11 protein-coding genes are annotated in these 13,380 nt (G+C 75.3%); 9 read left to right on the forward strand and 2 right to left on the reverse strand.

Going from position 1 to position 13,380, the window contains the following annotated elements; translation table 11 throughout:
• Nucleotides 1–177 precede the first annotated feature (177 nt).
• From MCM47_RS20960 to MCM47_RS20980, 5 genes are all read left to right on the forward strand, one after another.
• Nucleotides 178–2,865 (forward strand): MXAN_6230/SCO0854 family RING domain-containing protein, encoded by a 2,688-nt coding sequence (locus MCM47_RS20960; protein WP_238863189.1) that lies wholly within the window; start codon nt 178–180, stop codon nt 2,863–2,865.
• A gap of 76 nt (nt 2,866–2,941) precedes the next feature.
• The gene (locus MCM47_RS20965; protein ID WP_238863190.1) at nt 2,942–4,420 is read left to right on the forward strand and encodes a glutamine synthetase family protein; all 1,479 of its coding nucleotides are present in this window, start codon (nt 2,942–2,944) and stop codon (nt 4,418–4,420) included.
• 3 nt (nt 4,421–4,423) lie between these two features.
• Nucleotides 4,424–5,542, forward strand: a complete 1,119-nt coding sequence (locus MCM47_RS20970; protein WP_308222387.1) for an amidohydrolase family protein — start codon at nt 4,424–4,426, stop codon at nt 5,540–5,542.
• Between the two features lie 281 nt (nt 5,543–5,823).
• Complete coding sequence (locus tag MCM47_RS20975; RefSeq protein ID WP_238863191.1) at nt 5,824–7,314, forward strand: S8 family serine peptidase; 1,491 nt, start codon at nt 5,824–5,826, stop codon at nt 7,312–7,314.
• Between the two features lie 173 nt (nt 7,315–7,487).
• A complete protein-coding gene (locus MCM47_RS20980) occupies nt 7,488–7,859 on the forward strand; it encodes a hypothetical protein (RefSeq protein WP_238863192.1) in 372 nt (123 codons plus the stop codon).
• A gap of 104 nt (nt 7,860–7,963) precedes the next feature.
• On the opposite strand, the gene MCM47_RS20985 is transcribed toward MCM47_RS20980, so the two are convergent.
• Both MCM47_RS20985 and MCM47_RS20990 read right to left on the reverse strand, forming a co-directional pair.
• Complete coding sequence (locus MCM47_RS20985) at nt 7,964–8,857, reverse strand: HipA family kinase (protein ID WP_238863193.1); 894 nt, start codon at nt 8,855–8,857, stop codon at nt 7,964–7,966.
• A gap of 68 nt (nt 8,858–8,925) precedes the next feature.
• Nucleotides 8,926–9,813 (reverse strand): winged helix-turn-helix transcriptional regulator, encoded by an 888-nt coding sequence (locus tag MCM47_RS20990; protein WP_238863194.1) that lies wholly within the window; start codon nt 9,811–9,813, stop codon nt 8,926–8,928.
• Between the two features lie 111 nt (nt 9,814–9,924).
• Between MCM47_RS20990 and MCM47_RS20995 the strand changes: the two genes are divergently transcribed.
• The 4 genes from MCM47_RS20995 (at nt 9,925) to MCM47_RS21010 (ending at nt 13,272) form a co-directional block, all read left to right on the forward strand.
• On the forward strand, nt 9,925–10,728 hold the full coding sequence (locus MCM47_RS20995; RefSeq protein ID WP_238863195.1) for an ABC transporter permease: 804 nt from the start codon (nt 9,925–9,927) through the stop codon (nt 10,726–10,728).
• Nucleotide 10,729: 1 nt separating this feature from the next.
• On the forward strand, nt 10,730–11,755 hold the full coding sequence (locus MCM47_RS21000; RefSeq protein ID WP_238863196.1) for an ABC transporter ATP-binding protein: 1,026 nt from the start codon (nt 10,730–10,732) through the stop codon (nt 11,753–11,755).
• On the forward strand, nt 11,752–12,735 hold the full coding sequence (locus MCM47_RS21005; protein WP_238863197.1) for an ABC transporter permease: 984 nt from the start codon (nt 11,752–11,754) through the stop codon (nt 12,733–12,735). The genes MCM47_RS21000 and MCM47_RS21005 overlap by 4 nt, the downstream gene beginning before the upstream one ends.
• Nucleotides 12,736–12,831: 96 nt before the next feature.
• Entirely contained in the window at nt 12,832–13,272 is a 441-nt protein-coding gene (locus MCM47_RS21010) for an SRPBCC family protein (RefSeq protein ID WP_238863431.1), read from the forward strand.
• Nucleotides 13,273–13,380 lie beyond the last annotated feature (108 nt).

A 13,380-nucleotide genomic window follows, 5' to 3' on the forward strand; every position in this document is an offset into this window, starting at 1 on the left:
GGTAGGAAGAGGGCGGGCGCCGCCCCGCGGAAATTCGTTCGGTGCCGCCGGGCGGGCTCGCTAGGGTGGACGGCGCGGGGGCGGCTCCGCGGCGTGCTTCCTTCTCCTCATCCTTTGAAATGAACCGAGTGCGCCCACTCTCCGCCCCCGCTTTGTCGTATCCAGGGGGAGCAGGAAGTGAAGAAGCAGAAGACCACCGTGCCCGACGACGCCCTCGACGTGCTGCTGCTGCGGCGGCACGGCGCCGTGGTGGTCCGGGGCGGGGCCGCCCCGGGCGAACCCGAGCCCTGGAGCGCCCAGGGGCTGGTCGTGCTGGAGGCGGACCTCGCACAGCGCGGGCACGTGCTGACCCGGCCGCTGCGCGCCGCGCTCGCCCGGCTGCGGCCGACCGAACTGGCCGAGACCGGCACCGCCCTGCTGCGCCGGATCGACGGCGCGCTCGGCGCCGACCGCCGGCACCGGCCGCTGTTCCGCGGCTTCCCCGACGGCGTGCCGCGGCATGCGCACAGCCTCTACTCGGCGCACATCCGCGCCTTCCTGCTCAACCGGCCGGCCCAGCCGTGCTGCTGTTGCGACCGCCCCGGGGGCGAGGCGGGCATCGGCGCCCTGGCGCCCTGCGCCCACCTGGTATGCGGCGACTGCCACGACGAGCTGGCCGGCGACGGGCACTGCCCGCTCTGCGACGCCCCGCTGGAGGAGCCGCGCCACCTCCCGCTCGACGCCAAGGCCGTCCGCAACGCGGCCCGCGAACACGGCGCGGACGCCGTGCTGCGCCCGCTGCGGCTGGCCGGGGGCGCCGACGCGCCCGCCGTCGCCGCGGCCGAGGCCGCCGCGCTGCTCGCGCGCCGCACCCCGCTGAACCCGCAGGACCGGGCGGACCTCGCCGTCCTGCTGGAGCACGCCCCCGCCGACCCGGCCGCCTGGCTGCCCGCCGAGATCCCGGTCCGGGAGAGCCGCGCCACGGTGCTCGCCGCCCTGCTGCGCCGCGACCCGGAGAGCGCCCGCCCGCTGCTGGCCGCCCACCTCACCACCGCCACCGACGTACTGCGGCTGCTCTGGGCCTGGTCCGGCGCCGAGCCCGACCTGCTGCCCGCCACCGGCAGGGGCCTGCGTCTGCGCAACCTGCCCCGCCCGCTCCGCCGCGAGCTGCTGGCGGTCCTCGACGCGCTCCCGGTCGGCACCCTCGCGGAGGACCTCGGCCGGCACCGCCAGGCCTGGCTGCGCGCCGGCGAGCTGCTGCACCCCTACGAGCACCGGCACCGCTTCCCGTACGCGGCAGCCGCCTTCGCCGTGCTCCGCCACACCGACCTCGACCTGCACGGTCTCGGCCCCGAACTGCGCGCGGCCCCCGCTCCGCTGACGGTCGGCACGACGCCGGGCGGCCACACCCGGCTGGTCGCCGTCACCTTCGCCGCCGGGGTCGAGCGGGCCCTGGCGGCCGGGGACGTGCCGGCCGCCGTCCGGCTGCTCGCCCGCCGCCCCGGCGAGCTGGTCCGCCGGCTGCACCACCTGCTCCGGGTGCACGAGACGTGGAGCCCGGGCGCGCCGCTGCCCGCCGGCCTCGCCGAGGCGCTGCCGTCCGCGCTGCGCAAGGTCGCGCCCGGCCCGCTGCTCGGCGCGTACGGGCGGATGCGCGCCCGGCGCGAGATCGGCGAGCGCCGGCTGTACTTCCCGCGCGGGCGGGTCGCGCTGGCGCACGCCCGCGACGACTGGGGCACCGAGGTGCCGGCGGCGCTCAGCGCACCCGTCTGCACGCTGATCGAGGCCGAGCTGCTGCGCCGCGCGGCCCGGCACGAGCGGTTCGACCTCGCCGTCCTGGACGACGGCCTGGCCGACCTGGTGGTGCCGTTCGCCGAGCGGGCGAGCGCCCGGACGCTGGTCGCCGTGCCGCGCGGCAGCGTCCAGCGGCTGCCCGACGGTCACACCGTCCGGCTCTTCCTGCACTGGATGCAGCGCCCGACCCAGCGCGTCGACCTCGACCTCTCGGTCGCGCTCTACGACGACGCGTGGCGCTTCGTGGGCCTGTGCGACTACACCCGCCTGGTGCACGGCCCGCGTGCCGCCGTGCACTCCGGCGACTTCACCTCGGCCCCGCCGCCGCACGGCGCCACCGAGTTCGTCGACCTGGACCTGCCCGCGCTGGCCGCGGGCGGCGCGCGCTACGCCGTGGCCGTCGTCTTCAGCTACAACGACGTCCCGTTCGACGACCTCGCCGACGCCTTCGCCGGCTTCCTGGAGCTGGACGAGGCGACGGCCCGGCAACGGCGCGGGAGCTTCGTCCCGAAGGCGGTCCGCCAGCGGCTCGACCTGGCCGGCGACGCCAAGGTCTGCGTGCCGATGATCGTCGACCTGGCGGGGCGCACGTACACCTGGACCGACCTCAACACCGGCGCGTCCGGCGGCTTCCACAACGTCTGGCGGTACCGGGACCGGATCGGCACGCTCGCCGCCGACGTGCTGGCGCACTTCGCCGAGGGCTCCCGTGCCACGCTCTGGGACCTCGCCTGCGCCACCGCGGCCGCCCGGACCGACGAGGTGCTGGTCCGCACCCGGGGCGGGGGCACGCTCGACACCTACCGCCGGGCCGCGGACGAACCGGCGGAGGCCTTCGCCGCCCGGTTGCGCGCCCGCCACCACCCCGACCGGCGCCGGGACGCCCCGGCCGACGACACCGGCCGAGCCCTGGCCGGGCGACTCGCCGGTGCCCGGGCGTTCACCGCCCTGGTGCACGCCGACGTGCCCGCCCCGGAGGGCCTGTCCGGCGCCGGTTACCGCCTCTACCCCGGCCGGCTGGACGAGGCACCGGACGCCGTGGCCCGGCTCACCGCGGGTGACCTGGTCGCCCTGTTCCAGCCGGACGAGTGAACCGGAGGACACACGTCCGCCCGGACCACCCGATAGGGGAGTTCCGCGGGCCCAACCGCCGGGGCAGCATGGAGGCATGAGCACCGGAACCGTCGTGTCCGCCGGCCTCGCCGACCCCTCCGAGCCCGCGGCCGGCGCCGCCGCGCAGTCCGCGGGCGAGCGGGCCGCCGCCGGCTCGCTCGCCGCCGTCGCCCTGCCGCCGCGCGCCGACCGGGCGGAGCGGGCCCAGGCGGCCGTGGAGCGGCTGCGCCCCGCCGGGGTCGAGGCGGTGGCCGTCACCTGGGTGGACAACGCCGGCATCACCCGGGTCAAGGCCGTCCCGCTCGCCGCCCTGGTGCACGCCGCCGAGTGGGGCGTGGGCGCCGCGCCCTGCTTCGACGTCTTCCTCGCCGACGACACCATCACCACCAGCCGGCTGATCGGCGGCCCCACCGGGGACCTGCGCCTCTACCCGGACGTCGACCGGCTGGTCCCGCTGGCCGCCCAGCCCGGCTGGGCCTGGGCCCCGGGGGAGCGCCACACCCAGGACGGTGCCCCGTACCCGGGCTGCCAGCGGCTGTTCGCCCGCCGGACGACGGCCGCGGCCGCCGCGCGGGGGATCACCCTGCAGGCCGGCATCGAGGTCGAGTGGGTGGTCGCGCTCGCCGGGGCGCCGCAGGAGGAGCCGCAGTACCCGACGCACGGGCCGGCGTACGGCATGCACCGGCTGACCGACCTCTCCGACTACCTGCGGGACGTGCTCCGCGCCCTCGGCGAGCAGGGCCTGACGGTGCTGCAGATCCACCCCGAGTACGCGCCGGGCCAGTTCGAGGTCTCGGTCGCCCCCGAGGGGCCGGTCGAGGCCGCCGACACCACCGTCCTGGTCCGCCACACGGTCCGCGCGGTCTCCGCCCGGCACGGCCTGCGCGCGTCCTTCGCCCCGGTGGTCGAGGCCGGCTCGGTCGGCAACGGCGGCCACCTCCACCTCAGCCTCTGGCGCGACGGCCGGAACCTCGCCCGCGGCGGCTCCGGCCCGCACGGGCTCACCGCCGAGGCCGAGGGCTTCCTGGCCGGGGTGCTCGGCGCCCTGCCGGAGCTGCTGGTGCTCGGCTCCTCCAGCCCGGCCGGGTACCTGCGCCTGGTGCCCTCGCACTGGGCCGGCGCCTACCAGTGCTGGGGCCTGGAGAACCGGGAGGCCGCGCTGCGGCTGGTCACCGGCTCCACCGGCGAGCGGACCACCGCGGCCAACGCCGAGATCAAGTGCTTCGACGCCACGGCCAACCCGTACCTGATGGTCGGTGCGGTGCTCGCCGCCGGCCTCGCCGGGCTGGACCAGCGGCTCGCCCTGCCGCCGGAGTTCACCGGGGACCCGGCCGAGGCCGCCCCCGGCACGGTGCCCAGGCTGCCGGCCGGGCCGGCCGAGGCGATCGCGGCCTACCAGAAGTCCTCGGTGCTGCGCGAGGCGCTCGGCGAGCCGTTGTACGAGGCGGTGCTGGCGGTGCGCCGCGCGGAGAGCGAGCAGTACGCCGCGGCCACCCCGGAGCAACTGGTCGCGGCCACCCGCTGGAGGTACTGAGCGGTGCCGTCGCTGGACGTCCCGGCCCTGGTCGACCACCACTGCCACAGCGTGGTGGCGGCCGATCTGGCCGACGACGTCCTCGCCGGGCTGCTCACCGAGTCCGACCGGCCGCCCGCACCCGGCACCTCGCCGTTCGACAGCGCGCTCGGCCTGGCCGTCCGCCGCTGGTGCCCGCCCGCGCTCGGGTTGCCCGTGCACGCCCCAGCCGCCGACTACCTGGCCCGCCGGCGCGAGCTCGGGGCCGCCGAGGCCACCCGCCGGCTGCTCGCGGCGGCGGCGCTGGACACCTGCCTGCTGGACACCGGGCTGACCGCGGCGGCCGGCCGCCCGCTGCTGCCGCTCGGCGAGTTCGCCGAGGCGTCCGGCGCCCGGGTGCGCGAGGTGGTCCGGCTGGAGTCGGTCGCCGAGGCCGTGCCGGCGGACGCCGGGGCCTGGCCGGCCGCCGTCCGCGAGGCGCTGGCGGCCGCCGCCACCGGCGCGGTGGCGGTCAAGTCGGTGCTGGCCTACCGGCACGGTCTGGCGGTGCCCGCGCAGCGCCCGGGCCGGCCCGAGGTGGTCGCTGCCGCGGGGCGGCGGCTGCGGGACGGGCTCGGCCGGCTGACCGACCCGGTGCTGCTGCACCACCTGCTCTGGACCGCCCTGGACGTCTGCGCCGAGCTCGGCCTGCCGCTCCAACTGCACACCGGCTTCGGCGATCCCGACCTCACCCTGCACCGGGCCGATCCGTCGCTGCTCGCCGACTTCGTCCGGGCGGCCGAGCCGACCGGGGTGCCGCTGGTGCTGCTGCACGGCTACCCGTACCACCGGCAGGCGGCCTGGCTGGCCCAGGCCTTCCCGCAGGTCCACACCGACCTCGGGCTGACGGCCTCGTACGTCGGGCCGCGGGTGGCGTCGGTGCTCGGCGAGATGCTGGAGCTGGCGCCGTTCGGCAAGGTGCTCTTCTCCACCGACGCCTACGGCCTTCCCGAGCTGTACCTGGTCGGCGCGGCCCAGTTCCGGCACGGTCTGGGCACGCTGCTGGACCGCTGGCGGGCCGACGGCGCCTGCGCGGCGCCGGACGCGCAGCGCCTCGCCCGGCAGGTGGCCGCCGAGAACGCCCGCCGGCTGTACCGCCTCTGAGCCGCGGTATCCCGGCGGAATCTGTCATGGACACTCCGTCGACACCCCTTCAGGATGGATCGTCTGCGCCCTGTCGGTAGGAAATTCCGCGTCAACCGGATATTCACCGTATGGATTGACGAGGGGTCTGCCACCCAGACGGCGCAACCTTCGCAGGTGATCGAACGGTGTCGATTAGATGACTACCTCTTGCGGATTACTACGCATGTTCACTAGCGTCCCGATCATTCCACTGCACCTGCCATCTGCAGCTGCACGACGACTCGGGAGGGCCAACCCCTATGAGTGTTCCTCGGATCAGCCGGACCCGGTTCGCCGCGGTGGGCGTCGTGCTCGCCACGGCCGGCGCCCTGGCTCTGCCCGCCGGCACCGCCGTCGCGGCCACCGGGGCCGAGCCGACGACCGGGCCGCTGCTGAGCTACGTCGTCAACACCCAGGCCAACCACGGTCAGGTGCAGAAGGTCGAGAAGGCCATCACGACCCTCGGCGGCACCGTCGTGTACTCGTACGAGCAGATCGGCGTCGTGATCGCCCGCTCGACCGACACCCAGTTCGCCGCGAAGCTGCGCAAGGCCAAGGGCGTCCAGTCGGTCGGCGCCAGCCGCACCAAGGGCATCACCGCCGCCGAGAGCCGCAAGGCCGAGGTCGCCGCCGAGCCGGCCGCCGCGCCCACCGCCGGCGAGGAGCCCTACTGGGCCAACCAGTGGGACATGCGCCAGATCGGTGTCGACAAGGCCCACAAGCTGTCCCTCGGCAGCAACAAGGTCACCGTCGGCGTCCTGGACTCCGGCATCGACGCCAACCACGAGGACCTCAAGGCCAACGTGGACGCCTCGCAGTCGGTCTCCTGCATCGACGGCGGCAAGCCGAACACCGCATTCGAGGCCTGGCAGCCGGGCGTCGACGGCGACCACGGCACCCACGTGGCCGGCACCATCGCCGCCGCCAAGAACGGCAAGGGCATCGAGGGCATCGCCCCCGACGTCAAGCTGGCCGCGGTCAAGGTCGTCGACGACGCCGGGTTCATCTACCCGGAGTACGCCGTCTGCGGCTTCGTCTGGGCCGGCGAGCACAAGTTCAAGATCACAAACAACAGCTACTTCGTCGACCCCTGGATGTTCAACTGCCAGAACGACGCGGACCAGGCGGCGATCACCACCGCCGTCCGTCGCGCCGTCGAGTTCTCGCAGCGCAAGGGCGTCCTCAACGTGGCCGCGGCGGGCAACGAGAACATCGACCTCGCCCACAAGACCAAGGACGTCGCCAGCCCGGACGACACCACGCCCGGCGAGCGTCCGATCACCCAGGACTGCCTGAACCTGCCGACCGAGCTCGACGGCGTCATCTCCGTCTCCTCGGTGGGTGTCAACGGCGACAAGTCCTACTACTCCAGCTACGGCAAGGGCAAGGTCACCGTGGCCGCCCCCGGTGGCGACCGCCGCTACCAGATCCCGGACACCCCGGACAAGAACGGCCGCACCCTGTCCACCATCCCGGGTGGCAAGTACGGCTACATGCAGGGCACCTCGATGGCGTCCCCGCACGCCGCCGGTGTGCTCGCCCTGCTCGCCAGCACCCACCCGTGGGCCAACGCGGAGGAGCTGACCGAGCTGCTGACCAGCCAGGCCGAGTCGCACGCCTGCCCGTCGGGCCCGTACAACCCGGGCGGCGGCGGCGAGTGGGCCGCCACCTGCGAGGGCGGCGCGGACGACAACGGCTTCTACGGCGCCGGCATCATCAACGCCGAGAAGGCGGTCCAGTGGTGGCGCTGACGCGCTGACCGGTTGACCGGCTGACGCGACGACGCGCGGTGGGGAGCGGGACCCGACGGGTCCCGCTCCCCACCGGCATTTTGAGTACCGGTACTCAGGCGAAGGCCCGGGGCCGATCCGCACAATGGGTACGCACGACCGAGTGGAACCCCCCGTACGAGGAGCATCACGCCATGGCACAGAGCCACCCCGGCCGACCCTGGCCGACCGACCGCCCGGGCGGCGCGCGGAACTGGCCGTGGGTGCTGCTGGCCGTCGTCCAACTGCTCGTCGCCGTGCCGATGCTGACGCTGATGGCCTTCGCGGGCCTGGCGATCGGCCTCGGCGGCCTCGCCACCGAGGCGACCACGACGGGGGCCGTGCTGCTCCGCCTGCTCCTGCTGGCGACCGGCCCGGCGGTCGGCCTGCTGCTCCCCGCCCTGGCGCTGTCGTCGCCGGCCGTGCGCCGGGTGAACGCCGCCGCGCTCTTCGCGCTGTTCTCCTCCGGCCTGCTGGTCGGGACGCTGGTCGAGTACTTCGTCTGGGTCCGCCCCGCCGGGGGCTGACACCGGATCGGCACGGGGCGCCCGGTCGGCAAGGGGCGCCCGGTCGGTAGGGGGCGCCCGGTCGGCACGGGTCCGGATCGTCAGGCAGCCGGGCGGCGGGCCCGTCACTCGAAGTGGTGGTCCCAGACCGTCTCCACCGACGGCTTTCCGTGCAGGTCCGGCACCTCCTGGAGCCAGGCGGGCCGGCCCGCCCTGGTCCGGGCGGCCCGCCGGACCTCGGCCGCGCGCAGCTGCTCGGCCGTGGGGAACCCGTCCGGCAGCCACTCGGCGGAGAGCTCCGCGCGGGCGGCCAGGTGGTGCACGTAGGCGCGGCGCAGCGCGTCCACCGAGTCGAAGCCGGGCTCGTCGGCCAGCCACGCGTCCGGGACGAGCGCCACCACCTCCTCCAGCAGTCCGGCGGTGACCAGCGGTCCGAGCTCCCGGTCGGCCAGCGGGACGTCCGGCCGGTAGCCGCCGAGGGCGTGGGCGCTGAGGTCGTACCTGCGGCCGACGGAGGCCGCGGCGCCGGACCAGCGGTGGTGGAAGACCAGCGCGGCGCCGTTGTCGATGAGCCAGAGCTTCCCGTGCCAGACCATCAGGTTGGGGTTGTGCACGGTGCGGTCGACGTTGCCGGTGAGCGCGTCCAGCCAGACGATCCGGCCGGCCGCGACCGGGTCGACGTCGATCATGCCGGGCTTGAAGTCCCGGGCACCGGGCAGCAGGTCCATTCCCAGGTTGAGGCCGGCGCTGGCCCGGAGGATGTCCTGGATCTCGGTGTCGGGTTCGTGTTCGGCCACCGCGGGGTCGAAGTCGACGAGCCGCAGTTCGGGCACCGGCAGGCCGAGCCGCCGGGCGAGTTCGCCGACGATCACCTCGGCCACCAGCGCCTTGCGGCCCTGGGCGGCGCCGGTGAACTTGACCACGTAGGTCCCCAGGTCGTCGGTCTCCACCACGCCGGGGACGGAGCCGCCGGCCCGCAGCGGGTCGACGTAGCGCAGAGCTGTCACCTGATCGAGCACACCGGCCACCCTAACGCGCCCACCCGCCCTCCAGGCGAACGGTTTCCGGCCGGAGTGCGGCCCGGGCGCTACGCCTCCTCCGCCGCCACCGCGCGGGCGTCGGCGAGCGCCTGCCGGACGGCGCCCGGGATGTCGGTGACCGGGAAGGCCACCCGGCGCACGGTCCGCCGGCGGTCCAGCACCAGGACGGCCCGCTTCAGCCGCAGGCCCTGGCCGACGTGGAAGGTCGGCAGTCGCAGCGCGGCCGCCAGCCGGACGTCCAGGTCGGACAGCAGCGGGAACGGGATCTCCTCGGCCTCGGCGAACTCCCTTTGTTCGTCAGGGCGTTGGGTGGAGATCCCGCGCAGGGCCAGGCCGGCCGCGCGGAACTCCGGATACGCCTCGCGGAAGAGCCGGTTCTCCAGCGTGCAGCCGACCGCGCCCGGGATGTCCCCCCAGCCGGCCGGCAGCGGTGCGGGCCGCCCGGTGGCCGGGTAGCAGAACAGCACCGTGGCGCCGGCCGCCGGGTCGACCGGGTCCAGCTCGCCGCCGGTGTGCGCGGGCAGGGTGAGCGCCGGCAGCCGGGTCCCGGGCAGCGCGGCCATCCGGGCGGCCTCGGCGCTGTCGGGGGCGGCGGAGCCGGAGAGCGCGCCGTCGCCGAGCAGCCAGCGGTCGGCCCAGTCCTGCATCGCCACCAGCACCGGCAGCAGCGCCCGCCCGGAGTCGGTGAGCCGGTACTCGTAGCGGACCGGGCCGCTCTGGTACGGCACCCGCTCCAGGACGCCGGCCGCGGTCAGGTGCCCGAGCCGTTCGGTGAGCACCTTGCGCGAGATCGACAGCTCCTGCTGGAGCTCGTCGAACCGCAGCCGGCCGCGCGCCGTCTCGCGGACGATCAGGATGCTCCACCAGTCGCCGATCACGGCCGCGGACTGGGCGATCGCGCAGCTCGCATCCCGCTCGGGCACGTCTCTGAGCACCCGTTGCTCCTCTCACGTTCCGGACGGTCCATCCTTGCACCCCCTTGCGGGTTCCGAAAGGGAACTTGTAAGTTTCAGATGGGAACTCAAGCGCAACGAGAGGGGGAGCAGATGCCCGTCGCCTGGGCGACGCTGCGCCGCACCTGGACGATGACCAGCCGGGCCTACCCGTGGTCCTACGCGATCGGCTGCCTGCTGATCGGCGTCCTCACCATCGGCCTGTCCTACCTGGGCCTGCACGCCATCGGTGGCGGCACGGTCGCCGACGACTTCACGGCCCGCACGGGCGGCGCCGACTACCTCGGCTACATCGCGATCGGCGCGGGCGGCTACATGTTCACCGTCCGGATGCTGCTCTGGAGCAGCAAGGCGCTGATCACCGAGCAGCGCCAGGGCACGCTCGGGGCGCTGCTGATCGCGCCGGCCGGCCGGCTGCCGTACCTGCTCGGCTTCACCGGCTTCGCCCTGCTGAACACCGCCGTCGAGGTCGGCCTGCTCGGCGGGTTCGCCGCGCTGCTCGGCGTCACGCTGCCCGCCTGGCACCCGCTGGCCGCCCTGGCCGGGTTGCTGGCGCTGACCGCCGCGGTCTTCGCGACCGCGGTCGTGCTCGGCGCGCTGATGATCGTCGCCGGCGAGGCGCACATCTCGCAGAACACCGTCTTCCTCGCCGTCTCGTTGCTCTGCGGCATCACCTTCCCGAACAGCTACCTGCCCGCACCGGCCCAGTGGCTGGCCGAGCTGCTGCCCGTCACCTCGGCGATGGACGTGCTGCGCGACGCCCTCGGCCAGGGCCGGCCGCTCGGCGAGCTCGCCCCGCGCCTGGTCACCTGCCTGGCCCTCAGCCTCGGCCACCTGCTGCTCGGTCTGCGGCTGCTGCCCGCCGCCGAGCGCCGCGCCGTCGAACGGAGTTTCTGACGTGATCCGCACCCGCGCCCTGCGCAAGACCTTCCGCACCCGGGAGAAGGGCCTGTTCGGCCCCCGCGCCGTGAAGACCGCCGTCGACGGCCTCGACCTGGAGATCCCGCCCGGCCGGGTCACCGGCCTGCTCGGCCTGAACGGCGCCGGCAAGACCTCCACCATCAAGATCCTCGCCACACTGCTCCGCCCCACCTCGGGCACCGTCACCCTGGACGGCCTCGACGTGGTCGAGCACGCCCGCGAGGCCCGGCGCCGGATCAACCTGATCGCCGGCGGCGAGCGGATGGTCTACGGCAAGCTCACCGGCGCCGAGAACCTCCGCTACTTCGGACACCTCTACGACGTCCCCAACCCGGTGCTGCGCACCCGGGTCGGCGAGCTGCTCGAGCTGGTCGGGCTCACCGACGCCGCAGACACCCCGGTCGAGCGGTACTCGCGCGGCATGACCCAGCGGCTCTCGATCGCCCGCGGCCTGATCAACGACCCGGCGTACCTGCTGCTGGACGAGCCCACCCTCGGCCTGGACGCGCCGATCGCCCGCGACCTGCGGCGGGTGGTCGCCGCCCTGGCCGCCGAGGGCCGCGGGGTGCTGCTCACCTCGCACTACCTGGCCGAGGTGGAGGAGCTCTGCGAGCACGTGTACGTGATCTCCGGGGGGCGCCACCTCGCCGCCGGCAGCCCGGACGCGCTGAAGACGGCGACCGGGAGCCACCGCAGCGTGCGGGTCACCGTCACCAACCCCTCGCCGGAGCTGGAGGAGGCCGTGGCGCGGTTCGCGCACGGGCTGGGCGTCCGCGCCGAGCTGACCGCCACCGGGGAGGGCGCGCTGGTGGTCGGCGTCCGCCACCCGCAGGACGTGGCCGGTCCGCTGGCCGGGGCGATCGTCGCCGCCGGCGGCGCGATCGGCGGCCTGGAGGTCACCGGGGCCAGCCTGGAGGACGCGATCCTGGCGCTCACCGGGGACCGGGCGGCGCACCCCTCCGCCGCCGCGACCGCCGCCGCCCGGGCGGAGGCCGCCGCATGACCGCCCGCACCGCGGACCTCCCGTCCTTCGAGGTGCTGCTGCCGGCCGCCGACCGGGGCGTCCGCGCCCCGCACCCCGTCGGCCGCACCCTCCCGCCGCCGCGCCCGGTCGGCGGCACCCGCCGCCCCCGGCCCGCACCGCGGGGCCGGCGCCGCACCCTGCGGCACGCCGGCAAGGTGTTCGCCGCCGAGGCGCTGAAGCAGCACCGCACGCTCTTCGGCCAGCCGCTGGTGGTGGCCTCGATGCTGGTCTGGCCGCTGCTCCAACTGGCCGCCACCTACTACACCCTGCACCCGGTCGCGGCCGGTTCGGGGGGCGCCGCCCGCTGGCCGCTCGCCGCGGACCCGGCCCGGCTGCTGGGCTTCCTCGCCACCGGCGCGCTGGCCTGGGCGTTCTTCTTCTCCCTGGTGCAGTCCGCGTGGAACTTCGCGTTCGAGCGCACCACCGGCACCCTGGAGCTGCTCTTCCTCTCGCCCGCCGACCGGCTCGTCCTGATGCTGGCCAACGGCGCCGGCGCCCTGCTGCAGAACGCCTGGCTGCTGACCTGCTTCCTGGGCGCCGCCGCGTTCGGCTTCGGTGCCCTGGACGTGGCCGGCCCGTGGATGTACCCGGTGGTGCTGCTGGCCCTGCTGCTGCCCGCGGTGGCCTGGGGCGCCCTGCTCAACAGCCTGATGGTGTTCTCCCGGGACTCCACCTTCGTCTACACGGTGCTGGACGACCCGATGTGGTTCGTCGCCGGGGTGCGGCTGCCCGCCTTCGCCCTGCCCGGCGTACTGCGCCTGCTCGGCGCCGCGCTCCCGCTGACCGGCAGCCTGGCCGTGGTGCGCGGCGCCCTGCTGGAGGGCCGGGGCCTGGGCGAGCTGGCGCCCCGGCTCGCCTGGCTGGCCGCGCTCTGCGTGCTGCTGCTGGCCGGCGCGGTGCTCGCCCTGCGGCTCGGCGAGGCCCGGGCGCAGCGCACCGGCGGGCTGCGGCTGGCGTGAGCCCGGGGCGGCGCACGGCCCCTGAGCTGTCCCGGGCCGTCCGCTGTGGTTGGCTTGCCGGTGGAACCGGAAACCACGGACGAGGAGAGCAAGGTCATGGGACAGGTGCTGGCCACCACCGAGCGGGTCTACGACGCCGCCCCCGAGCGGGTGTACGAGGCGCTGGCCGACTACCAGGTGACCCGCCCCAAGCTGCTGCCCGCGCAGTACAGCGAGTACGAGGTCCGGGCCGGGGGCAACGGCGCGGGCACCCAGGTGCACTGGAAGCTGCAGGCCACCGAGAAGCGGGTCCGCGACTGCCTGTTCACCGTCTCGGCGCCCAAGCCGGACCAGCTGGTCGAGAAGGACGCCAACTCCAGCATGGTCATCACCTGGACGGTCGCCGCGGCCGGCGAGGGCCGGTCGAAGGTGACCGTCTCGGCCACCTGGCAGGGCGCCGGCGGTATCGGCGGCTTCTTCGAGCGGACCTTCGCCCCGAAGGGCCTGAACCGGATCCACGACCAGGTGCTGGCCAACCTGGCCGACGAGGTCCGCTGACCCCGCCGCCCCGACCGGACGGGAATTCGAGCGGCCCGTCCACCCGTGCGAGCGGCAAGCCGTACGGGTGGACGGCCGCCACCTGCGGGTGACGGCGGACCCCGGGCG

This window comes from Kitasatospora sp. A2-31 (genome assembly GCF_022288725.1).
In the GTDB taxonomy this organism is placed as follows: domain Bacteria; phylum Actinomycetota; class Actinomycetes; order Streptomycetales; family Streptomycetaceae; genus Kitasatospora.